This is a genomic window from Stenotrophomonas sp. TWI1151 (assembly GCF_039673135.1).
GTDB lineage: Bacteria > Pseudomonadota > Gammaproteobacteria > Xanthomonadales > Xanthomonadaceae > Stenotrophomonas.
The window spans coordinates 26,392-52,586 of record NZ_JBDJLA010000008.1; the positions used below are offsets into that span (position 1 = coordinate 26,392).

At 65.1% G+C, this 26,195-nt stretch carries 23 protein-coding genes; 17 read left to right on the forward strand and 6 right to left on the reverse strand.

Translation table 11 applies throughout. The annotated features are described in order from the left end of the window. Window positions 1–171 precede the first annotated feature (171 nt). Window positions 172–1,635 (reverse strand): tRNA (N6-isopentenyl adenosine(37)-C2)-methylthiotransferase MiaB, encoded by a 1,464-nt coding sequence (miaB, locus tag ABE422_RS11070; protein ID WP_346482960.1) that lies wholly within the window; start codon window positions 1,633–1,635, stop codon window positions 172–174. 119 nt (window positions 1,636–1,754) lie between these two features. Here miaB and ABE422_RS11075 point away from each other — a divergent pair, with 119 nt between their 5' ends. From ABE422_RS11075 to ABE422_RS11100, 6 genes are all read left to right on the forward strand, one after another. Then, the gene (locus tag ABE422_RS11075) at window positions 1,755–2,711 is read left to right on the forward strand and encodes a lytic transglycosylase domain-containing protein (RefSeq protein ID WP_346482961.1); all 957 of its coding nucleotides are present in this window, start codon (window positions 1,755–1,757) and stop codon (window positions 2,709–2,711) included. A gap of 171 nt (window positions 2,712–2,882) precedes the next feature. Then, window positions 2,883–3,503 carry a ubiquinol-cytochrome c reductase iron-sulfur subunit gene (gene petA / locus ABE422_RS11080; protein WP_019186259.1) on the forward strand — a complete coding sequence of 207 codons (621 nt, stop codon included), beginning with the start codon at window positions 2,883–2,885 and terminating at the stop codon, window positions 3,501–3,503. Window positions 3,504–3,505: 2 nt separating this feature from the next. Next, the gene (locus ABE422_RS11085; RefSeq protein WP_123728838.1) at window positions 3,506–4,765 is read left to right on the forward strand and encodes a cytochrome bc complex cytochrome b subunit; all 1,260 of its coding nucleotides are present in this window, start codon (window positions 3,506–3,508) and stop codon (window positions 4,763–4,765) included. After that, window positions 4,758–5,504 (forward strand): cytochrome c1, encoded by a 747-nt coding sequence (locus ABE422_RS11090; protein ID WP_313217808.1) that lies wholly within the window; start codon window positions 4,758–4,760, stop codon window positions 5,502–5,504. Before ABE422_RS11085 ends, ABE422_RS11090 begins: the two co-directional genes overlap by 8 nt. A gap of 160 nt (window positions 5,505–5,664) precedes the next feature. Beyond that, window positions 5,665–6,300, forward strand: a complete 636-nt coding sequence (locus ABE422_RS11095; RefSeq protein ID WP_019186262.1) for a glutathione S-transferase N-terminal domain-containing protein — start codon at window positions 5,665–5,667, stop codon at window positions 6,298–6,300. A 153-nt stretch (window positions 6,301–6,453) separates the two neighbouring features. Then, the gene (locus ABE422_RS11100) at window positions 6,454–6,897 is read left to right on the forward strand and encodes a ClpXP protease specificity-enhancing factor (protein ID WP_313211246.1); all 444 of its coding nucleotides are present in this window, start codon (window positions 6,454–6,456) and stop codon (window positions 6,895–6,897) included. A 173-nt stretch (window positions 6,898–7,070) separates the two neighbouring features. Here ABE422_RS11100 and ABE422_RS11105 read toward each other — a convergent pair whose 3' ends face one another. From ABE422_RS11105 to ABE422_RS11120, 4 genes are all read right to left on the reverse strand, one after another. Then, window positions 7,071–7,427 (reverse strand): DUF3301 domain-containing protein, encoded by a 357-nt coding sequence (locus ABE422_RS11105; protein ID WP_313211245.1) that lies wholly within the window; start codon window positions 7,425–7,427, stop codon window positions 7,071–7,073. A gap of 84 nt (window positions 7,428–7,511) precedes the next feature. Next, window positions 7,512–8,639, reverse strand: a complete 1,128-nt coding sequence (locus ABE422_RS11110) for a DUF2272 domain-containing protein (protein WP_346482962.1) — start codon at window positions 8,637–8,639, stop codon at window positions 7,512–7,514. Window positions 8,640–8,779: 140 nt separating this feature from the next. Beyond that, window positions 8,780–9,637 (reverse strand): carboxylating nicotinate-nucleotide diphosphorylase, encoded by an 858-nt coding sequence (gene nadC, locus ABE422_RS11115; protein WP_313211243.1) that lies wholly within the window; start codon window positions 9,635–9,637, stop codon window positions 8,780–8,782. Continuing rightward, complete coding sequence (locus ABE422_RS11120; RefSeq protein ID WP_019186189.1) at window positions 9,634–9,903, reverse strand: Trm112 family protein; 270 nt, start codon at window positions 9,901–9,903, stop codon at window positions 9,634–9,636. Before ABE422_RS11120 ends, nadC begins: the two co-directional genes overlap by 4 nt. A gap of 59 nt (window positions 9,904–9,962) precedes the next feature. Here ABE422_RS11120 and purE point away from each other — a divergent pair, with 59 nt between their 5' ends. Both purE and ABE422_RS11130 read left to right on the forward strand, forming a co-directional pair. Further along, a complete protein-coding gene (purE, locus tag ABE422_RS11125) occupies window positions 9,963–10,466 on the forward strand; it encodes a 5-(carboxyamino)imidazole ribonucleotide mutase (RefSeq protein ID WP_019186188.1) in 504 nt (167 codons plus the stop codon). Then, window positions 10,463–11,611, forward strand: coding sequence for a 5-(carboxyamino)imidazole ribonucleotide synthase (locus tag ABE422_RS11130; protein ID WP_313217813.1), 1,149 nt, complete (start codon window positions 10,463–10,465; stop codon window positions 11,609–11,611). The genes purE and ABE422_RS11130 overlap by 4 nt, the downstream gene beginning before the upstream one ends. A 69-nt stretch (window positions 11,612–11,680) precedes the next feature. Here the strand turns inward: ABE422_RS11130 and ABE422_RS11135 are convergent, their stop codons facing one another. After that, complete coding sequence (locus ABE422_RS11135) at window positions 11,681–12,262, reverse strand: Fe-Mn family superoxide dismutase (protein WP_346482963.1); 582 nt, start codon at window positions 12,260–12,262, stop codon at window positions 11,681–11,683. A 162-nt stretch (window positions 12,263–12,424) separates the two neighbouring features. On the opposite strand from ABE422_RS11135, the gene grxD reads away from it, so the two are divergent. From grxD to ABE422_RS11180, 9 genes are all read left to right on the forward strand, one after another. After that, the gene (gene grxD / locus ABE422_RS11140) at window positions 12,425–12,745 is read left to right on the forward strand and encodes a Grx4 family monothiol glutaredoxin (protein ID WP_019186185.1); all 321 of its coding nucleotides are present in this window, start codon (window positions 12,425–12,427) and stop codon (window positions 12,743–12,745) included. Then, window positions 12,742–13,482 carry an SDR family NAD(P)-dependent oxidoreductase gene (locus ABE422_RS11145; protein WP_346481867.1) on the forward strand — a complete coding sequence of 247 codons (741 nt, stop codon included), beginning with the start codon at window positions 12,742–12,744 and terminating at the stop codon, window positions 13,480–13,482. Before grxD ends, ABE422_RS11145 begins: the two co-directional genes overlap by 4 nt. A 301-nt stretch (window positions 13,483–13,783) precedes the next feature. Next, window positions 13,784–17,149, forward strand: coding sequence for a carboxypeptidase regulatory-like domain-containing protein (locus ABE422_RS11150; RefSeq protein WP_346482964.1), 3,366 nt, complete (start codon window positions 13,784–13,786; stop codon window positions 17,147–17,149). 261 nt (window positions 17,150–17,410) lie between these two features. Then, entirely contained in the window at window positions 17,411–18,799 is a 1,389-nt protein-coding gene (ppnN, locus tag ABE422_RS11155; RefSeq protein ID WP_121042205.1) for a nucleotide 5'-monophosphate nucleosidase PpnN, read from the forward strand. Between the two features lie 162 nt (window positions 18,800–18,961). Beyond that, window positions 18,962–19,477, forward strand: coding sequence for a Tfp pilus assembly protein FimT/FimU (locus tag ABE422_RS11160; RefSeq protein ID WP_313211239.1), 516 nt, complete (start codon window positions 18,962–18,964; stop codon window positions 19,475–19,477). Further along, the gene (gene pilV, locus ABE422_RS11165; protein WP_346482965.1) at window positions 19,474–19,938 is read left to right on the forward strand and encodes a type IV pilus modification protein PilV; all 465 of its coding nucleotides are present in this window, start codon (window positions 19,474–19,476) and stop codon (window positions 19,936–19,938) included. Before ABE422_RS11160 ends, pilV begins: the two co-directional genes overlap by 4 nt. 8 nt (window positions 19,939–19,946) lie before the next feature. Continuing rightward, a complete protein-coding gene (locus ABE422_RS11170) occupies window positions 19,947–21,128 on the forward strand; it encodes a PilW family protein (RefSeq protein WP_346482966.1) in 1,182 nt (393 codons plus the stop codon). 7 nt (window positions 21,129–21,135) lie between these two features. Beyond that, window positions 21,136–21,618 carry a PilX N-terminal domain-containing pilus assembly protein gene (locus tag ABE422_RS11175; RefSeq protein ID WP_121041674.1) on the forward strand — a complete coding sequence of 161 codons (483 nt, stop codon included), beginning with the start codon at window positions 21,136–21,138 and terminating at the stop codon, window positions 21,616–21,618. Further along, a complete protein-coding gene (locus tag ABE422_RS11180; protein WP_346482967.1) occupies window positions 21,615–26,195 on the forward strand; it encodes a PilC/PilY family type IV pilus protein in 4,581 nt (1,526 codons plus the stop codon). Before ABE422_RS11175 ends, ABE422_RS11180 begins: the two co-directional genes overlap by 4 nt.

The window sequence follows — 26,195 nt, forward strand, 5'->3', positions numbered from 1 at the left end:
GGGTGTGGGGCCGCCGCTACAGCACCGGCGGAAAGTGGTTTTCCACAGGGGCTGTGCAATGCCGGTGCAGCAACCTGTGGATAGGTGGCGCCAGCCCTACTGCGGCAATGGGTTCAATTGCGTGGTCAAAAAAGCGTCAACGATGGCCGGACCGACGTCCGGCCATCCCGCTCAGTCTGCCGTCACCATCCGCGCCCGCAGCGAGTTGCTGTACGCCTCGGTGATCACCACATCCACGAACTGGCCGACCAGGCGCGGGTGCCCCGGGAAATTCACCGAGCGCATGTTCTCGCTCTTGCCGGTCAGCTCGTTCGGGTTGCGCTTGGAGGGGCCTTCCACAAGCACGGTCTGCACGGTACCGACCATATTTTCCGAAATGGCCGCGGCCTGCTCGTTGATCCGGGCCTGCAGGCGCGACAGGCGCGCGTGCTTTTCCGCATCGGTGGTGGTGTCTTCCAGATCCGCCGCGGGGGTACCCGGGCGCCGTGAATAGATGAAGGAGAAGCTCTGGTCGAAGCCCACGTCCTCGATCAGCTTCATGGTCTTCTCGAACTCGGCGTCGGTCTCGCCGGGGAAACCGACGATGAAATCCGAGCTGATCGAGATGTCCGGACGCACCGCGCGCAGCTTGCGGATCTTGGATTTGAATTCCAGCGCGGTGTAGCCACGCTTCATCGCCGAGAGCACGCGGTCGCTGCCGGCCTGCACGGGCAGGTGCAGGAAGTTGGCCAGCTGCGGCACGTCGCGGTAGGCATCGATCAGCGAATCGCTGAACTCCAGCGGGTGCGAGGTGGTGAAGCGGATCCGGCCGACGCCGTCGATCTCGGCGATGGTGCGGATCAGCAAGCCCAGGTCGGCGAACTCGCCGTCGCCATACGGGCCGCGGTAGGCGTTGACGTTCTGGCCGAGCAGGTTGATCTCCAGCACGCCCTGGGCGGCCAGCTGCGCCACTTCCACCACCACGTCCTCGAACGGGCGGCTGACCTCGGTGCCGCGGGTGTAGGGCACCACGCAGAACGAGCAGTACTTCGAGCAGCCTTCCATGATCGAGACGAACGCGGAGGCACCCTCGGCACGCGGCTCGGGCAGGGCATCGAACTTCTCGATCTCCGGGAAGCTGATGTCCACCTGCGATTTGCCCGATTCACGGCGCTGGCGGATCAGCTCCGGCAGGCGGTGCAGGGTCTGCGGGCCGAACACCAGATCCACGTGTGGCGCGCGCTTGATGATCGCCTCGCCTTCCTGCGAGGCCACGCAGCCGCCGACCCCGATGATCACGCCACGGCCGTTGTTCTTCAGCGCCTTCCAGTAACCGAGCTGGCTGAACACCTTCTCCTGGGCCTTCTCGCGGATCGAGCAGGTGTTCATCAACAACACGTCGGCCTCGGCCGGGTCGTCGGTGAGTTCCAGCCCTTCCGAGGCGGCGAGCACGGCGGCCATCTTGGTCGAGTCGTACTCGTTCATCTGGCAACCGTGGGTCTTGATGTACAGCTTGCCGCGCACCGGACCCGTCACCTGCGGCCTGGCGCCGGGCAGGGGGAGCAGATCGGGGCGGGGGGCGGAGCTGGGCGGAGCAGAGGCAGGCAAGGCAGAACCGGCCGAAGTCGGCGCGGTCGAAGCTGGCGTCCCGGTCATGGCGCTTATTCCAGTCGGGTGGGCGGGCAGGCAGCCGGATGGCTGCGGTGAGCAGGTCATTGTAGCCGGGTCGGGCTCCCCCCTTGGCAATCCCCGGCGAATTGGGGACACTCCCGCTCATGAAGGGGATGTTGGGGATCGCTGCGCTGGCCTTGGCTGCGCTGACCGCTATGCCGGCCAGTGCGGGCACCCTGTACAAGTGCGTCGGCAGTGACGGCATTCCCAGCTATGTGAGCAAGCGTGTGGCCGGGGCCGCCTGCAGCGTGATCAGCAGCTACCGGCCCGACCGCAGCGCGGCGCCCCGCCGGGCCCTGGCAACCCCTCCCGCGCCGACGCCGGCGGCGCCGATCGCCGGTGCCACGCCCGCCCCGGTCCGGGCCGATACCGCCACGACGGCGACCGCGATCACCCCGGCTCCTGCCCCGGCCACCGCCCCGGCCACGGTGCTGAGCGCGCCGTCCGCCCCGGCAGCGGCCGCTGGCAAGGCAGGGAAGGTCCGCAGCGGCCAGCTGTATGCCTATATGAAGGATGGCGTTCGCCATTACACCAGCGCACGCCCGGCCGCTATCGCCAGCATTGGCCAGGTCCGCACCATCCACTACAGCTTCATCGAGCGCTGCTACGCCTGCGGGGCGAACCCGGCCGTCAACTTCGGCTCGGTGCGGCTCAACACCACGGCCTACCAGAGCGAGATTGCCGCCGCCGCCCGTGAGTTCGGGGTGGAAGAGGCGGTGGTCCGCGCGATCATCCATGCCGAATCGGCCTACAACCCGACCGCGCTCAGCCGCGCCGGCGCACAGGGCCTGATGCAGCTAATGCCACCGACCGCGCGCCGTTTCGGGGTCAGCGATTCCTTCGATGCTTCGCAGAACATCCGCGGCGGCGTGCAGTACCTGTCCTGGCTGCTCAAGCGCTTCAACGGTGATCTCACCCTGGCTGCGGCGGGCTACAACGCCGGCGAGGGCGCGGTCGACCGCCATGGTGGCGTGCCGCCTTACAGCGAGACCCGGTATTACGTGAAGCGGGTGGCCCTGTTGGCCGACCGCTATCGCGGCGCAGTGGCCAGCCATCAATAACCCATGGCGCCGGTGGTACCTGATGCCGTACTGTCGGGGTAATGTCGTTCCGTAGTACCGCGTTGTGTGGCCGACTTCGGTTCAGCTACACTCGCGGCTGATTCAATGTGGACTGGCCCCCACCGGTCTGCTGGCAGCCTCAAGCTACCTAAATCAATATCGGAGTGCCGGATGGCCAACGATGGGGTAAACGATCCAGTCAACACTGGACGTCGGCGGTTTCTCTCAGCAACCACTGCGGTGGTCGGAGCGGTCGGCGTCGGATTTGCAGCGGTACCGTTCATCAAGTCCTGGAATCCCAGCGCCCGCGCCAAACTGGCCGGTGCCCCGGTGATTGCCGACATCAGTGCGCTCCAGGAAGGCCAGCGTCTGGTCATGGAGTGGCGTGGGCAGCCCATCTGGATCGTCAAGCGCTCCAAGGCCATCCTCGATGCACTGCACGGGCTGGACGGCCGCCTGAAGGATCCCGAGTCGGGCGAGAAAGAACAGCAGCCCGAGTACGTGCTCAAGCAGAATCCCGAATTCCGTTCGATCAAGGCCGAGGTATCGGTGCTGGTCGGGCTGTGCACCCATCTGGGCTGTTCGCCGGAAATGGTCGCCGAGATCCGCCCCGAGCCCTACGACCCGCAGTGGAAGGGCGGCTACTTCTGCCCCTGCCACAAGTCGCGCTTCGATATGTCCGGTCGCGTGTTCAAGGATGTTCCGGCACCGATCAACCTGCTGGTGCCGCCGCACCATTACCAGGACGACAACACCATCATCATCGGCGTTGATCCGCAGGGGGCGGCTTGATCATGGCCAATATCCTTTCCCGCACCGCCACCGGACTGGCCGACTGGGTCAACGCCCGCGCGCCGGGCCTGATGCCGGTCTACCGCAAGCACGTCAGCGAGTATTACGCGCCCAAGAACTTCAACATCTGGTACTACTTCGGTTCGCTGGCGCTGCTGATCCTGGTCAACCAGATCGTCACCGGCATCTTCCTGACGATGCACTACAAGACGAACGCGGCCGAAGCGTTCGCCTCCATCGAATACATCATGCGGGACGTGGAGTGGGGCTGGCTGATCCGCTACATGCACTCCACCGGTGCCTCGCTGTTCTTCATCGTGGTCTACCTGCACATGTTCCGCGGCCTGCTCTACGGCAGTTACCAGAAGCCGCGCGAACTGGTCTGGATCCTGGGCATGCTGATCTACCTGGTGCTGATGGCCGAAGCCTTCATGGGCTACGTGCTGCCCTGGGGCCAGATGTCGTTCTGGGGCGCCAAGGTGATCATCTCGCTGTTCGGCGCGATCCCGGTGATCGGGACCGGCCTGACCGAATGGATCATGGGCGACTACCTGCCCAGCGACGCCACCCTCAACCGCTTCTTCGCCCTGCACGTGATCGCGCTGCCGCTGGTGCTGCTGCTGCTGGTGGTGCTGCACCTGGGCGCGCTGCATGAAGTGGGCTCCAACAATCCGGACGGCGTGGAGATCAAGAAGGGCCCGAAGGGCAACCGCTGGTCGGCCACCGCGCCTACCGATGGCATTCCCTTCCATCCGTATTACACGCTCAAGGATGCGGTCGGCGCCGGCTTCCTGCTGATCATCGCCGCCTTCATCATCTTCTTCGCCCCGGCCTTCGGCGGGTTGTTCCTCGAGCACGACAACTTCACCGAGGCCAACCGCCTGGTGACGCCCGAGCACATCAAGCCGGTCTGGTACTACACCCCGTACTACGCCATGTTGCGCGTGGTGCCCAACAAGCTCGGGGGCGTGATCGTGATGTTCTCGGCGATCGCCATCCTGTTCCTGGTGCCGTGGCTGGACCGGGCGCGGGTAAAGTCCTACCGCTACCGCGGCCTGCTCTCGCGCGGCCTGCTGGGCATGTTCGCGGTGTGCTTCGTGTGGCTGGGCGTGATCGGCTCCGGCCCGGGTACGGATGCGCACGAGACCTACATCGGGCGCGTGCTGACCTTCCTGTATTTCGCCTTCTTCATCACCATGCCGCTATGGACCAAGCTGGACAGGACCAAGCCGGTACCGGACCGGGTGACCACGCATGACTGACCACTGGATTGTCCGGCTGGCCTGCGCGGCGGCCCTGATGCTCGGTGTCGCGGTGGCCGATGCCGCCGAGGGCGCCAAGACCCTGCAGGCCGGCAATGACCTGAGCGATCGTGCCTCGCTGCAGCGCGGCGCGCAGCTCTACATGAATTACTGCTCCGGCTGCCACGCGCTGAAATACCTGCGCTACTCGCGCATGGCTGCCGATCTCGGGTTGAGCGAAGAAGAGGTCATGAACAACCTCAACTTCACCGGCACCCCGGTGGGTGAACCGATTCCGGTGACGATGCCCAAGGCGCAGGCCGAGAAGTGGTTCGGCAAGATGCCGCCGGACCTGAGCCTGATCTCGCGCGTGCGGGGCAGCGACTGGGTCTACACCTACCTCAAGTCGTTCTACCTGGATCCCACGCGGCCGCTGGGCTGGAACAACACCGTGTTCCCCAATGCCTCCATGCCCAACCCCCTGTGGGAAATGCAGGGGCTGCAGCATGCGGTGCATGGCAAGGCCGAGGGCCCCGGGCTGGATGCACCGGTGGTCGGGCTGAAGATCGAACAGCCGGGCAACATCGATGCCGGGCAGTACGATCAGGCGGTGCGCGACATCACCAACTTCCTGGAGTATGCCGGCGAGCCGGCTGCCCTGAAACGCCAGAAGCTGGGCGTGTGGGTGATCCTGTTCCTGGCGCTGCTGACCTTCCTGGCCTATCTGCTCAAGAAGGAATACTGGAAGGACGTCCACTGAGCGGTCGGACGCCTTCCCGCGTCGATCGTTCCTGCCGTGGGACGATCGACCTATTGGCTTTTGTGATGTGCGGTTGCACACTCGGGTACTGTGACGACCGTTGGCAATGGGCTGGCGGCGCCGATACGACCGGCGGTTACCGGACGTTGGAGAGCCTTTGATGGCGGCGAGCGTACGCATGCGGAATACCCTGACGCTGTTTTCCTCGAACGACGATGTGCTGTGCCATCGCGTGCGGCTGGTATTGGCGGCCAAGGGCGTCACTTATGACTCCGTGCCGGTCGACCCGCAGAACCCGCCCGAAGATCTCATCGATCTCAATCCGTACCACTCCGTGCCCACTCTGGTGGAACGCGAGCTGGTGCTGTACGCGGCGTCGGTGGTCAGCGAATACCTGGACGAGCGCTATCCGCACCCGCCGCTGATGCCGGTCGATCCGCTCTCGCGGGCCCGCATCCGCCTGGCGATGTTGCGCATCGAACACGACTGGGTGCCACAGGTTCAGGCCATCCAGCTGGGCAACAAGACCCAGGCCGAGGCCGGGCGCAAACGGCTCAAGGAACTGCTGACCAGCGCGGTGCCGTTGTTCAAGGCCAGCAAGTTCTTCCTCAACCCGGAAATGAGCCTGGCCGACTGCGCGATGGCGCCGATCATCTGGCGACTCCAGGCACTGGACGTGCCGCTGCCGAAGGATGGCAAGTCGATCGAAGACTATGGCAACCGCATTTTCCGGCACCCCGGCTTCATCCGCAGCCTGACCGACCAGGAAAAGAAACTGCGCGATCTGCCGGTCTGATCGGCGGGATGTGTGCCGCATGCGGCACACCCGTGTACTGAACGAAATCGCGGTGCCGGTACGCGCCATGGCTGACCTGCGGGTAGGCGGGCGCGTACACTTGCATCAGGCAATCCGGATCAAGAGCAGCCGAGCACGGCTCGGCTCTACCACATGACTGAAGACACTTTTCGCATGACCAGCCACCGTCCGTACCTGTTGCGGGCCTTGGTGGAATGGATCAATGACAACGACCTGACGCCGCATATCCTGGTCGACGCCGGCATGCCTGGCGTGCAGGTGCCGCAGAGCGCGGTCAAGGACGGCCGCGTCGTCCTGAACATCGCCGAGCGCGCCGTGGTGCGCCTGCATATCGACAATGACAGCGTGAGCTTCTCGGCCCGCTTCTCCGGCACCAGTTACCCGGTGCAGGTGCCGATCTCGGCCGTGCTGGCCGTGTACGCCCGCGAGACGGGGCAGGGCATGGCGCTGCCGGATGACATCCCGGGCCATGAGCCGGGTCCGGACGATGCGCTGCCGCCGGACGATTCACCGACCCCGCCGGACGATGCACCGCCCAAGCCCAGCGGTCGCCCGCATCTGCGGGTGGTCAAATAAGACCCACCATGGCCGCCGCAAGGCGGCCATTTCATTGGGGATCCACGACACCGACCCGGTAGAGCCGACCGTTGGTCGGCTGCGGTTGGTTGGCTGCTGTTGGTCGGCTGCCGTGGGTCGGTTGTCTTGGATGTCCGTAGAGAGCAGCCGACCAACGGTCGGCTCTACCGGGCTCAGACGTCTTCGGCATCCCGTGTATCGATATCGCGGCGGATCTCACTGATCCGCGCCGCCGACGGCCCCACGAACGTGATCAGCTGATCACCGCGCAGCACCATGCGCCCGCTGTGGCGGTCCACGCCATCGTGCGAGTACTCGAACTTGAAGGTGCGCTCCCAGCCCAGCCAACCGTTCTCCTTGCGGCATACGCGCAGGCCGGTGGCGTGCACGCTCTGGTCCAGCCACTGCACATCGGCAGCGCGGCAGGCATTGCGCCCGAGCACGCCTGCACGTTCGGCGGCGGCACGCGAAGAATTCCAGAAGGCGTAGGCAAACGCGCCGGCAATCATCAACAGGATCAAACTGGGCATCGGTGACTCGGCGCGGTCAGGGAGGTCGGTCCTCCCAAGATGGCGACGAATGCGGCGCGGATCAAGCCATCCGCGCGATCGTGATCAGGGCGTGCGCGGTGGCGGTGGCGGGACGGGTATCGGTGTCGGTGTGGGTGTCGGCGTCCGAGTCGGGCTCGCCGGCGGGGCCGGAACCGGGTTCGCGCTCGGGACCGGCGGACGGGGCGGAACCACGGTGGGCGCTCGCATCGGTGCCTGGGAAGCCGGAGCCGCCATCGGCGGTGCCGTCACGCCGGGAGCGGGCAGGGTCGCCGGGTCCGGAGTTCCCATCGGCACCGTCGCCGGCGCGGTCGCCACCAGCTTCAGCAGTGCGGCCCAATCCTGGCGATTGAAGCTGCATTCCTCTTCGCGGCCCGGCGTGCAGCCCAGATCCACCCCATCGCCTGCACCGGCCTTCGCGGGAGGCAGCTCGATCCGGCCGCTGCGGTCCAGCGACAGTTTGCGCAACGCCACGGTGTTCATGACGTTGCCGCCGATCAGATACAGCGTGCGGTCGCCGCCCATGTTGGCCGCGATCACCACTTCGCAGTGCGATTTCCAGTGCGTCACCGCGCCGCTGCCCAGCGACTGCACCAGCCCGCTGTAGCTCAGGGTCTCGCGGCGGTCGCGCAGGTAGCACAGCAGGTCGCCGGGCGCGGGTTTCTCCTGCGCCGGGTCGGTCATCCGGTACGGCCCGCTGTTCTGGTAGGCAGCGCGGATGTAGTCGATGTGTCGGGGCGAGCGGGTAAAGCCGGGTACCGAGGCGCGGGTCATCACCCAGGAAATGAAGGCGGCCGACCACGGGTTGTCTATCAGGAACGCACGGCAGTCGCTATCGGTGTAGCGCGTGCCCGGTGGGGCCAGGCAGCTCGATGCGCCGGGCTGGCTGCCCATCGGCGACAACGTGCCGCTCTGCCGCCAGTAGCCGACCACCCGCTGCCACGCGACGAGGCCGTTGTCGGCCAGGTGGACGTCCTCGGCTTCGGTCACGCTGAGGCTGGCCGCGCGGCCATCGCGGTCGATGAAGGGGCGGTACCAGAGGCGGTGTTCGTTGCAGGCGGTCTGCACGATGGCCACGGCCAGCGGGCTCAGCCCGAACCGGGGTGGGATATCGCAGACCTCGGCCGCGGATGCGGTGGCCGGCAGCAGCGTCGCCAGCGGCGACAGACATGCAAGCAGGAACAAGGGGCGCATGCGCGCTCTCCGGGTGGGGGCAGGGCAAGCCTCGCAGACCCGGTCTGCCGATCCCGTGAACACCGCGCGCCGACGCCGCGCGACCAACGGTCGTGCGCTACCAGCCCGGCAGATGTCGACCGTTGATCGACACGCGCGCCTCAGCCCGGGGGCGGACCCAGTTTCAATGACAGGTCGATTGCCTGCACATGCTTGGTCAGCCCGCCGATGGAAATGCAGTCCACGCCGTCCTCGGCGATCGCGCGCAGGCCGTCCAGGCCGACACTGCCAGACACCTCCAGCGGAATCCGCCCGGCCGCGATGCGCACGGCCTCGCGCCGCGTGGCGGCATCGAAATCGTCGATCAGGATGCGGGTGCAGCCCACCGCCAGCGCCTCGCGCAGCTGGTCCAGGTCTTCGACCTCGACCACCAGCGGCAACGCCGGCCACTGCGCACGCGCCGCCAGCACCGCAGCGGTCAGCGAGCCGGCCGCGCGGATGTGGTTTTCCTTGAGCATCACCGTGTCGAACAGGCCCAGGCGATGGTTGTCACCGCCGCCGCAGCGCACCGCGTATTTCTGCGCCACGCGCAGGCCGGGCAGGGTCTTGCGGGTGTCCAGGATCCGCGCGCCGGTACCGGCCACGGCCGCGACGTACTGCGCGGTGGTGGTCGCCGTGCCGGACAGCGTCTGCAGGAAGTTCAACGAGGTCCGCTCGGCGCTCACCAGGCTGCGGTTGCGGCCTTGCAGCAGCGCCAGCACCGTGCCGGCGGCGACGCGGTCGCCCTCGGCCACGCGCCACTCGATCCTGACCTCCGGATCGAGTGCCCGGTGGGTCGCATCGAACCACGGGCGGCCGGCGATCACCGCGTCCTGCTTGCACAGCAGGTAGGCGCTGTCGGGGCGGTCCGGAAGCAGGGCGGCGGTGACATCACCGCTGCCGATGTCCTCGGCCAGCGCACGGGCCACATCGGCGGCCACCAGGGCGGCCTCGGGGGCCGGCACGGGGAGGTGGCTCATTTTTCCGGGAAATCGGCGATCTGGGCGGTGGCGATGGCCTCTTCGGCCAGCAGCACCGGGATGCCGTCGTCCACGCGGAACACCTGCTTGCGGTCGCGGGTCAGCAGGGCCTCGCGCAGCGTCTGCGCCTGCGGGCTGCCATCGGCCTTGAGCACGGCACCGCTGCCGATCGCGCGGTTGAGCGCGTCCAGGCCGGTGGCGTCGAGCAGGGACAGGGGCTGGCGCGTATCGGGCGAGCACAGGAGGTCGAGCAGCTTGCGATCCATGGATTCTTCGTCTTGCGTGGAAGACGGCTAGAATACGTCTTTAAGGCAGGTGACGGCCAATGACCCTCAACCAAACCGCGCCGCTCGTCGGCATCGTCATGGGATCCCGCTCGGATTGGGAAACCATGCAGCACGCCGCCCAGAAGCTGGATTCGCTGGGCGTTCCCTATGAAGTGAAAGTGGTCTCGGCGCATCGCACGCCGGACGTGCTGTTCACCTACGCCGAGCAGGCGGGCCAGCGTGGCCTGCGCGCGATCATCGCCGGTGCCGGCGGGGCCGCGCACCTGCCGGGCATGATCGCCGCCAAGACCGCCGTGCCGGTGCTGGGCGTGCCGGTGCAGTCCAAAGCCCTGAACGGCATGGATTCGCTGCTCTCGATCGTGCAGATGCCGGCCGGTATTCCGGTCGCCACCTTCGCCATCGGCAACGCCGGCGCCTCCAACGCGGCGTTGTTCGCAGCCGCCATGCTGGCCTCGGACCAGCCGGCGATCGGCGAAGCGCTCGAGGCCTTCCGCGCCCGCCAGACCGAAGACGTCATGGCCCACGACGACCCGCGTCAATGACCCCCAGGACCGTTGGCATTCTGGGCGGCGGTCAGCTTGCCCGCATGATGGTCCTGGCCGGTGCGCCGATGGGGCTGCGCTTCGAGCTGTTCGACCCGGCCGCCGATGCCTGTGGTGCCCAGGTGGCACCGCTGCAGGTGGCCGCGTTCGAGGATGAGGCGGCCCTGGCCGCGTTCGCCGCCCGCGTGGACGTGGTGACCTTCGATTTCGAGAACGTGCCGGCGCGCAGCGCCAAGTTCCTGGCCGAGCGCGTGCCGGTGTATCCCAATCCGGATGCGCTGGCCGTGGCCCAGGATCGGCTCAGCGAGAAGACCCTGTTCCAGTCGCTGGGCATCCCGCTGCCGCCCTTCGCCGATATCCGCAGCCGCGACGAACTGGCGGCCAAGGTCGCCGAGTTCGGCATGCCCTGCATCGTCAAGACCCGCCGGCTGGGCTATGACGGCAAGGGCCAGTTCCGGATCCGCAGCGCGGCCGACATCGACGCTGCCTGGGACACCCTCGGCAGCCAGGTCGAGAAGACCGGCCTGATTCTGGAAGGCTTCGTCGCCTTTGATCGCGAGGTCAGCGTGGTGGCGGTCCGCGGGCAGGATGGCGAGTTCCGCGCCTGGCCGATCACCGGCAACTGGCACGTCAACGGGGTGCTCTCGGCCAGCCTGGCCCCGGCGCAGCTGCCGGCGCTCCAGCACGAGGCGGCCATCGGCTACGCACGTACGCTGGCCGAGCGCCTGGACTATGTCGGCGTGTTCGCGCTCGAACTGTTCTGCCGCGGCGATGAACTGCTGGCCAACGAGATGGCACCGCGCGTGCACAACTCCGGCCACTGGACCATCGAAGGCAGCGAGACCTCGCAGTTCGACAACCACCTGCGCGCCGTGCTCGGCCTGCCGCTGGGCGATACGCGGATGCTGGGCCATGCCTGCATGCTCAACTGGATCGGCCAGATGCCCGATGCCAACGCGGTGCTCGGCCAGGCCGGCGGCCATTGGCACGATTACGGCAAGCAGGCGCGGGACGGGCGCAAGGTTGGCCATGCCACGCTGCGCGATGACGATGCGGCGGCGCTGGCCGGTGCATTGGAAAGCGTCGGTGCGCAGCTTGATCGCGGTGAGCAGGTCGCGCCGGTCATCGAGATCCTGCGCGGTTGAAGGCGAGGGGTGCCGGCCAGCGGCCTGCACTACCTGGACGCACGACCAACGGTCGTGCGCTACCGGGCCTCAATCGCGCAGTTGCGCGGTGACGAAGTCCCAGTTCACCAGTTTCCAGAACGCCTCCAGATAGCGCGCGCGCTCATTCTGGTAGTCGGTGTAATACGCGTGTTCCCACACATCGCAGGCCAGCAGCGGGGTGCTCTCGCCGGTCAGCGGCGTGCCCGCGTTGCGCGTGACCTGGATCGCCAGCGCGCCATTGGGGTGCTGTACCAGCCACACCCAGCCCGAGCCGAACAGACGCAGTGCGGCGCTGTCGAAGGTATCGCGCAGGCGCTTGGCATCCCCGAAATGACGGGTGACCAGTTCACCCAGCCGGCCCTGCGGATCGCCACCGGCGCGCGGGTGCAGGCATTGGAAATAGAACTGGTGGTTCCAGGCCTGGGCCGCGGCATCGAACAGGCTGCCCTGGCTCTGGCGGACGATCTCCTCCAGCGGCAGCTCGGCCAGCTCCGTGCCTTCAATACGTGCGTTCACCGTATCCAGGTAGTCACGGAAGTGGCGCCCGTGGTGCAGGTCCAGCGTCTCCGCCGACAGGTGAGGCTGAAGGGCGGCGCGGTCGTAGGGAAGGCGAGGCAGTTCGAGGGGCATGGGCACGACAGATTGGGAAGGGAGAGCGCCGATCCATGGCGGGTCGTCATCAGTGTGGCGGATGGCAGGGTGCCCACCACCCGAAGGTAGGGCATACAATGGCGGCCAGGGAAGTCTATCCGACCGGTGAGGCCGGGTTGTCCCATTGGAGGGAGAGTCGTTGTGGCGGTGATGCAGCAGATCCAGTCCGAAGTCGAACGTTACCCCCTCGTGTTGTTCATGAAGGGCACTCCGCAATATCCCATGTGCGGCTTTTCCAGCCGTGCCATCCAGGCGTTGATGGCCGCCGGCGCGATCGCGCTGCGCACGGTCAACGTGCTGGAAGAACCCGAGATCCGCGCCAACCTGCCGCGCTTCTCCAACCTGCCGACATTCCCGCAGCTGTTCATCCACGGCGAGCTGATCGGTGGCTGCGACATCGTGCTGGAGCTGTTCGAATCCGGCGAGCTCAAGCGCATCGTCGAAGAGGCTTCCCAGCCGTGAGTGCGGTCCCGTCCGTGGTGGTCGGGACCGGATCGCTCGCCGATCGCGTCATTCTTATCGCCGGGGCCGGGGGAGGCTTTGGTAGCGCGGCCGCTGTCGCCTGCGCGCAGGCCGGGGCAACCGTGGTCCTGCTGGGGCGCAAACCGCGCCGCCTGGACCGGGTCTACGCCGCCGTCGAGGCGGTCGGCCCCGAGCCGTTGCTGTATCCGCTGGATCTGGAAGGCGCCACCCCGGACGATTACGCCACCCTGGCCGAGCGCCTGCACTCCGAGCTCGGTCATCTGGATGGTGTTCTCTATTGCGCAGCTGATTTCGCCGGGCTGACCCCGTTCGAGCTGGCCGACCCGGCCGCCTTTGCCCGCGCCGTGCATGTGAACCTGACCGCGCCGGCCTGGCTGGCCCAGGCCTGCCTGCCGCTGCTGCGCCAGAGTGACGATGCCGCGCTGGTGTTCACCGTGGATGACCCGGCGCGGGTAGGGCAGGCCTATTGGGGCGGCTACGGCGCGGCCCAGCACGGCCTGCGCGGCCTGATCGCTTCCCTGCATGACGAACTCGGCCGCAGCCCGGTGCGGGTCAGCGGCCTGCAACCCGGCCCGATGCGTACGGCGCTGCGCGCCCGTGCGTTCTCCCTGGATGAAGACCGCACCGCCCGTGACCCGGCCGAGTGCGCCGCCGCGGCGGTCCTGCTGCTGTCCGCTGCGGGCGCCGCCCACCGCGGCCAGATCCTCGAGGCCTGAGAGCGGCAAAGGCGTCACCGCCTCTTTCACGGTAGTGCCGGCCGCTGGCCGGCTCCCCGGCTCCCCGGCCAACTTGCGGGCACCCATCTCGACACAGCTGAGGGCCCCACTGGCCCGAATTCAGCCCGTCACACTCAGATGTGAAGATAGCGTCACGATCCCGTTGTGATGGCGTGTGTTTTGTCGCCAAACCGTCACAATCCGGGGCTACCGTGTTAATCTAGTGTTAACCGTTGCGGCTGAAACCAGCTCGCGGCTAGGGAACCCAGATAAAAGTCCAGTCAGCCGCCAGCAAGGCTGCTTGGGCGCGTTTTTTTCTCCGCCATCGCCAATCTCGCATCGAGGCTACTCCCCAATGACCCACTCCCGTTGTCTCCGGATGTCCAAGCTGACGCTTGGTCTCGTGGCTGCACTTGCCGCCGTACCCGCCTTCGCCCAGAGCACCTCTGCCGGTGTCGGCGGTCAGGTCACGTCGGCCGCAGGTGCGCCTGTCGTCGGTGCCGAAGTCACCATCACGCACACCGAGTCGGGCACGGTCAGCCGTGCGACCACCGATGCGTCGGGTCGTTACAACGCGCGCGGCCTGCGCGTGGGTGGTCCGTACACGATCACCATCACCAAGTCCGGGGAGGGCACCCGCACCGAAGAGGGCGTGTATCTGAACCTGGACAAGGTCACCAACGTCAGTGCCGCCTTGACTGGTGACGTGGCAACGCTTGATTCGGTCAGCGTCGTTGCCTCGCGCATGCCGGAAGCCTTTACCTCGGACAACAAGGGCGTTGCCACCAATCTGAGCCGTCAGGATCTGGACCGCACGCCGACCCCGGATCGCTCGATCCAGAACGTGGTGCGTATGGATCCGCGCGTGGTCGTCACCGATCGCGACCGCGGTGCGTTCTCGGCAATGGGCCAGAACAATCGTTACAACAGCATCACGATCGACACGATCAACGCCGGTGACCCCTTTGGTTTGAATGACAACGGCCTGCCGACGAAGGGTACGCCGATTTCGCAGGACGCGATTGAAAGCTACAACATCTCGACGGCCAACTTTGACGTGGCTACCCGCCGCGGCGTCGGCGCTTGGGTCAATGCAGTCACCAAGAGCGGCACCAACGAGTTCCATGGTTCGGCGTATTACGTCTACCAGGATCCGGATGACATGGTCGGCAAGAGCCAGAATGGCGCGAAGTGGACCGGTTTCACCAAGGACACCACGAAGGGTGCAACGGTGGGCGGCCCGATCCTGAAGGACAAGCTGTTCTTCTTCGCCTCCTATGAAGAAAGCATCAAGGAAAGCCCGGGTTCGCTGTGGGGCACCGCTGATTCCGGGGCTGCAAGCACCGTTACGGGTGTTACCACGGCCGACCTGAATCGCATTACGGCCGCTGCTGATCGTTTTGGCGTTGTTGCTGGTGATACCTCTTCGGCAAATGCTGATATTGAAAGCAAGCGCTACCTGGCCAAGATCGACTGGAACATCAATGATTTCCATCGCGCCAGCCTTCGCTTTAGCCGTACCGAGGAAGACGAGCCGATCGTCACCGCCAGCTCGACCGACCAGCTGAAGCTCTCCAGCAATTGGTACACCGTAGCCAAAGAAAACACCAGCTACGCCCTGAGCTTCTATGACGACTGGAGCGACACCTTCTCGACCGAAGCATCGGTGGGCTACAGCAAGTTCGATCAGAGCCGCGTGCCGCTGGCTGGTGGCTACCAGCCGGAAATCACCGTTCGCACCAGCGGCCGGGACACCGGCCCGAGCGTCGTTCTCGGCACTGAATACTCCAGCCAGGCAAACGTACTGGGCACCAAGTCGCTGACGGCTTACTTCGCCGGTAGCTGGTTCCTGGGTGATCACGTGATCAAGGCCGGTTTCGATTACCAGCAGGACGAGGTGTACAACCTGTTCCTGCAGCGTTACAACGGCACTTACGAGTTCAACTCGATTGCTGATTTCGAGAACGGCACCTATCGTCGCTATCGACTGGCCCAGCCTGCAGCTGGCTATGGCTTGAGCAACGTGGCAGCCGAATTCAAGCTGAAGCAGTACGGTCTGTTCCTGCAGGACACCTGGCAGGCAACTGATCGTCTGTCGGTTCAGTACGGCCTGCGTTATGACATGCCGAAGGTCAACCCGCTTCCGACGTTGAATGAGTGTTTTGCTGCGGATCCGGGTACCTTGGGCAATCTGGGTTCGTGCGGCCTGCGCAACAACCCGGCCAATCCGGCTGCGGCGACCGGTGGTTTCGGCTATGCAAACACCGGCACCATCGATGGCAATAGCGTGGTGCAGCCTCGCGTGTCGTTCAACTATGAGTTCGACAGCGAGCGCCCGACCCAGCTGCGTGGCGGCGCGGGTCTGTTCGTCTCCAACACGCCGGCCGTGTGGATTGGCAATCCGTACTCCAACAACGGCGTTGCTGTGACCAGCTATGACATCAACCGTCTCCGTCTGCCCAGCGATCCGCTGTTCAGCGGCGACGGCGCCAACCAGAACGTGCCGGGTGGCGTCATCACCCCGCCTGGGCTGGGTACCTCCAACATGACCGTGAACGTCGTCGATCCGGACTTCAAGCTCCCGGCCGTGTGGAAGTACACTTTGGGCCTGGACCATCAGCTTCCGTGGTCTGACCTGGTGTTCACTGCCGAGTACCAGCATCTTGAAGTCGACAAGGGCATCATCTACCGCGATCTGAACACCGGTGCTCCGACCGGCACGCTGCCGGACGGTCGCTTCACCTACGCCCGCAACCCGGCTGGTGCTCCGGCCAGCGCCAATACGCCCAACTGGAACAAGAACCCGTCCTTCGGCAATGTCATTGAACTGGCAAATACCGACAAGGGCAGCTCGGACAACTTCACCGTTTCGTTGAAGAAGCCGTTCAATGGTTCGTGGTCGGGCATGCTGGCGTACACGTACAGCCGCGCCAAGGAAGTCAATCCGGGCACCTCGAGCGTTGCCTACAGCAGCTATCAGAACAACGCGTGGTACAACCCGGGCGAGGACGTGTTGTCGACGTCGAACTACTCGATCCCGAACCGCATCATTGCGTCGCTGAGCTGGGAACGTAAATTCTTCGGCGACTATGCAACCCGCGTTTCTGCCTTCTATGACGGTCATACCGGCGCGCCGTACAGCTGGGTATTCGGCAACGATGCGCAGGGTCTGGGGATTTCGGGTCGTTCGCTTGCTTACGTCCCGGGTGGTCCTGACGACGTGGTCTGGGCGAATGCCGCATCGGCTGCGATGGCTGATTCGTTCTGGGATTACCTTGGCAACAGCACTGACCTGAGTCGTGCAGCTGGCTCGGTGGCCAATCGCAACGCCAGCCGCGCTGGCTGGGTGAATCAGATCGATCTTTCCTTCAGCCAGGAAATCCCTGGTTTCATGAAGGGTCACAAGGGTGAGATCCGCCTCGACATGTTCAACGTGTTGAACATGATCGACAAGAACTGGGGTATCGAGCACCGCGCTGACTTCCCGCTGATCCGTCGCCTTGCCGACGTCTCGGGTGTGAGCGCCGATGGTAAGTACATCTACGATATCTCCGGCACCAACTACAACGCTGGTGGCGTTTACTCGCCGAAGGCGCTGGCGGTCAACGAAAGCCTGAGCCCGTCGCAGCGCTGGTCTCTGCTGCTGACCCTGCGTTACACCTTCTGATTGCTGTACTGATGTGAAGGTGACGGAGACGGCTGGGGGGCATCCCCAGCCGTTTCTTTTTGCGCGGACCAGACAAGCCCTTGTGCCTTGGGGTCGGGGCGTGTAGGCTTCGCGGGCTTGGCGCCTTCGCGTGCAGGGCGGTATGGGGCAGATGTCAGGCTCCTCGAATTGGTGTCCAAACGGTCGGGTTTCCCGGCCGTTTTGCTTTTTAAGGGGGCAGCGGTACAGTCGGTAACCTTGAGGAAAGCGAAAAAGATGGACATGACGATCAACGAAAAGCCGGCGCGGACGCTGCCGGTGCAGGACGCGCGGATCTACCCGCGCGGTGGGCTGGATGTGTTGTCGCGCGCGGAAGTGGCGCGCCTGCGCGATGCCTCCGGTGGTGGTATGCACGAACTGCTGCGCCGCTGCGCGCTGGCCGTGCTGACCAGCGGCAGCGCCTCGGACGATCCGCGCGCGGCACGCGATCTGTATCCCGATTTCGATATCCAGGTGGCACAGCAGGACCGCGGCGTGCGCATCGATCTGGTCAACGCGCCGGCGATGGCCTTCGTGGATGGCGAGATCATCCGCGGTGTGGCCGAGCTGTTGTTCGCGGTGGTCCGCGATCTGGCCTACATGGCCATCGAGATGGGCCCGGCGTACGCGGCGGAGCTGGAATCTTCGGAAGGCATCACCAACGCGGTGTTCGGGCTGCTGCGCAACGCGCGCATCCTCAACCCGGGCGACCCGAACCTGGTCGTCTGCTGGGGCGGCCACTCGATCGGTCGCGACGAGTACCTGTACACCAAGCAGGTCGGCTACGAGCTGGGCCTGCGCGGGCTGGACATCTGCACCGGCTGCGGCCCGGGTGCGATGAAGGGCCCGATGAAGGGCGCCACCATCGCCCACGCCAAGCAGCGCAAGACCACCACGCGCTACATCGGCCTGACCGAGCCGGGCATCATTGCCGCCGAGTCGCCGAACCCGATCGTGAACCACCTGGTGATCATGCCGGACATCGAGAAGCGTCTCGAAGCGTTCGTGCGCATCGGCCACGGCATCATCGTGTTCGCCGGTGGTGTCGGCACCGCGGAGGAGATCCTGTATCTGCTGGGCATCCTGCTGCGCGACGAGAACAAGGACCTGCCGTTCCCGCTGATCCTGACCGGCCCGACCGTGGCCGCGCCGTACTTCGAGCAGATCGACCGCTTCATCCGCCTCACCCTGGGTGAGGAAGCCGCCAGCCGCTACGAGATCATCATCGGCGACCCGGTCAACGTCGCCCGCAAGATGGCCCAGGGCATCAAGCGCGTGCGCGAACATCGCCTGGCGCAGAAGGACTCGTTCTTCTTCAACTGGTCGATCGAGATTCCGTGGGAGTACCAGCAGCCGTTCGTGCCGACCCACGAGGCGATGGCCGCGCTGGACCTGCATCACGGCCGTCCGCCGCATGCCCTGGCGGCCGACCTGCGTCGCGCGTTCTCCGGCATCGTGGCCGGCAACGTGAAGGAAGACGGCATGCGCCGCATCGAGCAGTTCGGTCCCTTCGAGATCCATGGCGATGCGGACATGATGCAGGCGCTGGATGAGCTGCTGCGCGCCTTCGTCGAGCAGCGCCGCATGAAGATCTCGGGCGAGTACCAGCCCTGCTACAAGGTCATGGCCTGAGGCCCTGGCCGGGCCAGCGGCGGGCAGGGGGCCTGCCGTCGGCCTGGATCTGCGTCAACTGATTGACGCCTGTCGCCTCCGGGCGACCGTTCGTCCTGCCGCCCCTTGCTGATCGGCGGCGGGACGTTCATCTTCTGTGTCATCAACGCTGGGGAGCGTTTCATGTCTTTGCGCCGGTCCAACGGCTTCACACTGATCGAGTTGATGGTCACCATCGCGGTGCTTGCCATCCTGGCAGTGATTGCGTTTCCGAGCTTCCAGGGCGTGCTGCGCTCGAACCGGGCGGCCACCACCACCAACGAGCTGATCGCTTCATTGGCGCTGGCGCGCAGCGAAGCGCTGAAGAACACCCGTGGGGCCGGGGTATGTGCCTCATCCGATGGCACCAGCTGCAACGGCGATACCTGGGGCGACGGCTGGATGGTCTGGTCCGATGCCGACGGCAGTGGCAGCTTCGATTCCGGCGAGCCGGTGCTGCGGTACTCGGCCGGCTCGACCAAGATGCTGGGCAGCCAGGACAACCTGACGCTGGCCTTCGACGGCCGGGGTCGCAATCGCGCCGCATCGGCGCTGGACATCACCCTCAAGCCCGACGAGTGCGGGGACCTGCCGCTGCAGCGCACGCTGCGGCTGTCGGCCGTTGGGCAGGTACGTGTGGAACGGGAGAGCTGCAAGTGACGGCAAGACATCTTGGCGCGCGGCGCGCAGGGCAGGGCGGCTTCACCATGATCGAGGTGCTGATCGCGATCGTGGTGATGAGCATCGGCCTGCTTGGTTTCGCGCTGCTGCAGACGATGAACGTGCGGTTCGTGCAAAGCGCGAATTTCCGCACCCAGGCGACCAACCTCAGCTACGAGCTGCTGGACCAGATCCGGATCAACCGCGTCGCCGCGACGACCTACGTAGGCACCTACGCGGCCACCACCAAGGCGGCCGATTGCACATCGCCGATCGGCGCCAAGATCACCAAGGATCAGTACATGACGGACTGGCGCTGCCGGCTGGGCAAGGCCCTGGGCGATGAAGCCAGTGCCAAGGTGACCCGCAGCGGCGATGAAGTGACGGTCAGCGTGAGCTGGGGCGACGAGCGCTGGCTGGATGCCGCAGACACCACCTTTGCGGCGAGGACCCAGCTGTGATGCGCGCCATGTCGTCCCGAGAACGCGTACGCGGTCTTTCGCTGATCGAGTTGATGATCGCCATGGTCATCGGCCTGGTCCTGCTGTTGGGCCTGATGCAGGTGTTCGCCGCTTCGCGCACGGCCTCGCGCCTCTCGGAAGGGTTGGCGCGCGTGCAGGAGAATGGCCGTTTCGCGATGGACTTCCTGCAGCGTGATCTGCGCATGGCCGGCCACTTCGGTTGCGTCAACGACCAGAGTCACAACGTGCAGAGCCCTGGCTCGATGCAGACGACGTTCGATGCCGGCGGCCACCCGGCGCTGGATTTCATGCAATCCATCCAGGGCTTCGAGGCCGCCGATACCAAGCCCGGCGACCCGTTGACCCTCAGTGCCACACCGTCGACCGGCGGCATCGAGTACACCCCGGCGCTGCCGACGGAATACGCCGCGGCGCTGACCAATCGGGTGGACGGCAGCGACATCGTCGCGCTCCGGTTTCTGGTGCCCGATGGTGTCCCGGTCACCGTGGTGGGGGGCACGGACGACAAGCCCGTGTTCAATTTCGACAGCACCCGTTGGGCCGTTCTCCAAAGTGGTGTGGAAGCGCCGGGCCTGTTCGGTGTCGCCGACTGCCTGACCGCCACCATGTTCCAGGCAAGCGCGGTGAGTGGGTCTGCCGGTACCGTGACGTTCGAGTCCGCGCCGAACAACACCGGCAGCTTCACCAGCCTCTATACGCCGGGCCAGGCCATGCTGTACCGCGCGGAGAGCGTGGTCTATTACATCGGCTACGACGCCACCACCAAGCAGAGTTCGCTCTATCGCGTGCGGTTTTCGGCCAAACCCGGTGAAGCCCTGGTCGCGGGTACGCCGGAGGCACTGGTGGAGGGGGTCCGCAACATGCAGCTGCTGTATGGGCAGGATCGCTCGCTCAGCGCCGCCTCGCCGCCCACCGGCTACATCGATCGGCAGGGAACCGCTGCCGACGTGGATGCCTCGATCACGCCGGCCGCCGATGCGTGGCGCCGGGTCGGGGCGGTGCAGCTGGGCCTGGTGCTGGAAAGCCCGGATCCGTCAGCCGCAGCGCAGGCCAACGCGGATGCGGCGTTGACAGCCATGGGCGTCACCTTCACCGCCCCGACGGACGGTCGTTTCCGGACGGTCTATCAAACCACGATCGCCGTACGTAATCGCCTTTATGGCAATTGAGGCTTCCATGGCATCGCGTCCAAAACCCTTTGTCGCACCGCGCCGCCAGAACGGTGCCGTGCTGTATGTGGCCCTCATCATATTGATCCTGCTTGCCCTTCTCGGCGTAGCAGGCATGCAGGTGACCGGCATGCAGGAGCGCATGGCGGCCAACTACCTGCGCACCAACCTGGCCTTCCAGAATGCCGAGGCGGATGCACGCACGCTGGAGAACACCATCGATACCGACCTGGCGGCCGGCGGCACCTACACGGCAAAGCAGGAAGAGTGCAGCCCGATCTTCGATCCCCTGACCTGGGCCGACGGCACCTCTGACGCCAAGGCGAGCTATACCCGGCGCCTGGACAAGTGCTTCGCCGCCTCCAGTGCGCGCGTGGGTGAGCGCCAGAACGAAGAGACCGGCAACATCTATCAGATCACTGCACTGGCCAGTGACGAACCGACCAATCCCTCGGCCAGCGCGGTCGTCGACACGATCTATATCCCATGACCTCTGATCGCTTCCATTTCAGCAAGCGCACGATCAACTGGCTGCGCATTGGCGTCCTTGTCATCGTGGTGGGCTTCCTGCTCAGCCGCGTCGTGCCGCTGCGCGCCGCGCTGGGCGACTACGACATCGCGCAGGAGCCGCTCTATACCAAGCAGAGCCAGCCGCCGCTGATGATGATGGTGATGTCGCGCGATGAGCAGCTGTTCAACAAGGCCTACAGCGATTACAGCGATCTGGACGACGACAAGATCATCGATACCACGTACCAGGACAAGTTCCCGTACGAAGGCTATTTCGATTCGAATCTTTGCTACAGCTATGACGCCGGAGTGTTCAAGGCCGCCAACGCAGCCACCGGCGACAACAAGCACAGCTGTGGTGGCAAGGGCTGGTCGGGCAACTTCCTCAACTGGGTGACCATGAGCCGGCTGGACGTGATGCGCTACGTCCTCTATGGCGGGCAGCGTTCCACCGATGATGCCAACAAGACCGTGCTGGAGCGCGCACAGATCCCCAATGACCTGCACGCGTGGGTCAAGGTTTATACCGGCAACGATATCAACAGCTTCACGCCCCTGACGGCGAGCGCATCGTTCTGTAACGCGAGCATCAGTGCGGATGGTGCGCCGCTCATGCGCGTGGCGGGTGGGGTCTGGTCGGAATGGGCGTCAACGGCACTTTATCAATGCGGCGTGAGCCGCACGGGTGATGGCGGCTCGGATACGCCTAAAAAAACCACCGACTACAACGTCCGGGTGGAAGTCTGTAATCCAGGCAAGGATGCGCACCGCGAGAGTTTCTGCCGCAAGTACAACGACGGTACCAACGATCACTACAAGCCTAGTGGTCTGCTGCAGAGCTATGGTGAGAGTGGCCGTCTTCGTTTTGGCCTGGTGACCGGCACCTACTCCAGTCCTCGCGATGGCGGTGTGCTTCGCCGGAACATCGGCAAGATTGCTGGCAATGGCAGTACGCTTTGTGACGCGGGCGATGAGATCAACCTGGCCACCGGGCAGCTCTGCCTGGCGAAGAACAGTGGCGCCGAGGGCATCATCAATACGATGTCCAACTTCCGGATTGACCAGTGGAACTGGAGCAACAATTGGAACGACTGCAACGACTACAGCATTCTGAACCGCCAGGGGTTCAAGGGGCGCGGCCATTTGCTCGATCCGGGCAGTTCCGGCGACGGTGCCAAGAACTGCAGTGCCTGGGGTAATCCGCTGGCCGAGATGTATGCCGAGGCGCTGCGTTACGTGGGCGCTGGAACCAAGGTTTACGGAGATACCGGTGATCTTTCGGGCCTGCCAACCGGGGTCGAATGGAAGGATCCTTACAGGAGCACGGCAACGGGGGGGAACTCGTACTGCGCCACCTGCAACATCCTGGTGATGTCCTCGGGGCTCCCGTCGTTCGACAGTGACAACGTCGGCTCGGTGCCCCATCTGGCTTCGGCGGTGTCAGCAACGGATGCGCTCGGTGCTGCGGAAGGGATCAACGGCAAAAGTTATATGGCTGGGCGGGTCGGACTCACTGGCCGCTACGAGTCGATTCGAACCCACGAAGACATCTGCGAAGCCCGCACCGTCGACAACCTCAGTCTGGTCCGCGGTATCTGTCCGGACATTCCTTCCACCGAAGGTAGCTACCTGATGGCAGGGTTGGCAAAGGCCGCCGCGGAGACCGATCTGCGCCCGGGCCTGACAGGCAAGCCGGCGGACTACAAAGTGACCGCGACCACCTATACGGTGGCCATGGCGGAGAACCTGCCCAAGTTCGACATCAGCGTTGCCGGCGGCACGATTTCGTTGTCGCCGCTGTGTCAGGCAAACAACACCGGCAGTGCCAAGATCAGTGATTCGGGTTGGCGCAGCTGCTTCCTCGGCGCCGTCGGAATCGGCACCAAGCAGTCGACGGTAGGTGCCAAGCATGTCTATGGTCGTCCCTATCGTGCCGACGGCAAGTCCGGCAGCTTCTCGCTGGTGTGGGAGGATTCGTTGTGGGGCAACGATCATGACAACGACGTCGTGACGATGATGAGCTACTGCGTCGGTGCTGCCTGCGGGGACAAGGCGGGCGTGGCTGACATGTGTTGGCGATCGGAGAACAAGACGGAATGCGCCAATGGCTTGTTGAGCGCGACCATCGGCGAAGATGAGGTACTGGTGCGCCTTGAGAATCTTTCGGCGTACGCAGGCAATGCGATGTTGACCGGTTACACCATCGTTGGCTCGAGCGCGACCAACGTGCAGCGCCTGCTGCTGCGTCCGGGCGACAGCAATGGCTCGGTGATCAGCACCTCGGAGAATCCGCCGGACAACTGGACCAAGCCTTCTCTGGTTCGCTACAAGTTGAGTGGTGCGCAGGCCAGCCAGCTGGAAAGCCCGCTGTGGTACGCCGCCAAATACGGCGTGCCCAGTGGCAAGTGGGACACCAAGGTGCCAGGTACGCCGGATAACTACTTCCTCGCACGCAATCCAGCCAAGCTCAAGGCCGCGCTCGAGGCGATCTTCGCAAGTGCTGCGGAAGGCGACGCGCCGGTGGCGGGCGGTGGCTCCGGTGCGCGTATCAATGCGGGCTCGTTCACGGTATCAGCCAGTTACAAAGTGACCTCGGGCACCAACGACTGGGTGGGTGATGTCGTTGCCAGCAAGGTGTCCGACACGGGTACCGATGACATTGAGCTGTGGCGCGCCTCGACCAAGATGAGCTCCAGTGGTCGCACCATCGTCATGGCGACTTCGCCGACCACGGTCGATGGGAGCGGGGCGTTGGTGCCGGTGGCGGCTGCACCGTTCGAGGCGAACAATGTCCCGGGTGCGGACCGCAAGGCGCAGTTGGCCAGTATGGGTTTCAGTAGCTCTATCCCCGATTGGTTTGGCTCGCACAGCGTGGCCGACCTGGTGAACTACCTGAAAGGCTCGGCCATCAGCGGCTTCCGCTCGCGTGGTTCGATTCTTGGCGATATCGTCAACTCCACCACCGAGATCGTGTCCACGGCCGACAACTACGGCTATGGCACGTGGGGCTCCACGCCCGCCTGGAAGGCGACGCTGGCGACCCGATACAAGGACTACCTGACCGCGAAGAAGAGCCGGCGCACCATGGTGTATGTCGGCGCGAACGACGGCATGCTGCACGCCTTCGATGCCTCCACCGGCACAACGGCCGGCAATGAGCTCTTCGCGTTCATTCCGTCCGCCTCGCTGCAGCACATGGCCGAGCTGGCCAATCCGAAGTACTCGCATCGTTATTACGTGGATGGTGCGCTGACCTCGTCGGACGTCTACTACGGCGATGCCTGGCATACCGTGCTGGTCGGCTCCACCGGTGCCGGCGGCGCCACCCTGGCGCCCAATGCGAAGGCTGTCGGCAACGGCGCGATGTTTGGCTTGAACATCAGCAATCCGGGCGCTTTCACCAAGGATGACGTGCTGTGGGAAGTCTCGGGCAAGACCGATTCGGACATGGGCTTCGCGCTGGGCAAGCCGGTGATCGTGCCGGTCGCTGGCAGCGCGGCTGAGAGCGCGCCGCGGTTCGTGGCGATCTTCGGCAACGGCGTCAATGCATCCAGTGGCAAGCCGGTGCTGTTCGTGGTGGATATCCAGACCGGGCAGGTGCTCAAGCGACTGTCGCCCAGTGGCAGCGGCTATGCGTTGCGCAACGGCCTGATCAACGTCGCGCCGGTGGCGGCCTACAACAGCAACGGGATCGCCGACACCGTCTATGGCGGTGACATGCAGGGCAACCTGTGGAAGTTCGACCTCCGCGATCCAGACCCCAGCAAGTGGGCCGTGGCCTACAGTGGCGCACCCCTGTTCACCGCCAGCCGCAACAGCGTCGCCCAGCCGATCATGGGGGGGCTGGAGGTCTCCAAGGCGGCCGGGCGTGGCTACAACATCGTGTTCGGTACCGGCCAGTACTTCACCAATGACGACAATTCCGTGAGTTCGTCTTCGCCGGTGCAATCGCTGTACGGCGTCTGGGACAACATGACCTCGACGATTGGCGGACGCGGTGATCTGATCTCGCAGCAGATCACCTCGCGTGCCGGAAGCGGGGGTTACTCGCTGCGGGATGTCAGCAGCAACGCCGTCAATTATGTGAGCCAGCGCGGCTGGTATACCGACCTGATCGTCGGCGACGTGGTGGCCGGTGAGCGCTTCGTTGGCTATCCGACCATCCAGGATCGGAAGGTGGTGTTCACCACCTACGAGCCGGGTCAGGCGATCTGCGGCGGCGGCGGCGGTACCAACTGGATGTACTCGCTGGATCTGCTTACCGGCGCCGGATCGATGACCGGCCTCAGTCAGGAGATCGGGGGCGATTCGCTGTGCACAGGCAACTGCGGCGGCATCGCGCTGACCAAGGGCGGGGCCACCAATAGCGGCCCACCGGTGAAGGACAGCAACATCTTCGTGCCGAAGCTGACTCCGTGCGACCCGACCAAGGCCACCTGCACGGTCGATGAGCTGATCAAGGCCAACCAGTGCACCTTCGTGCTGCGTGCACCGGGTGCCGACCCGCTGTACATGCCGCGCCCCTGCGGACGCCAGTCCTGGCGGCAGGTGCGCTGA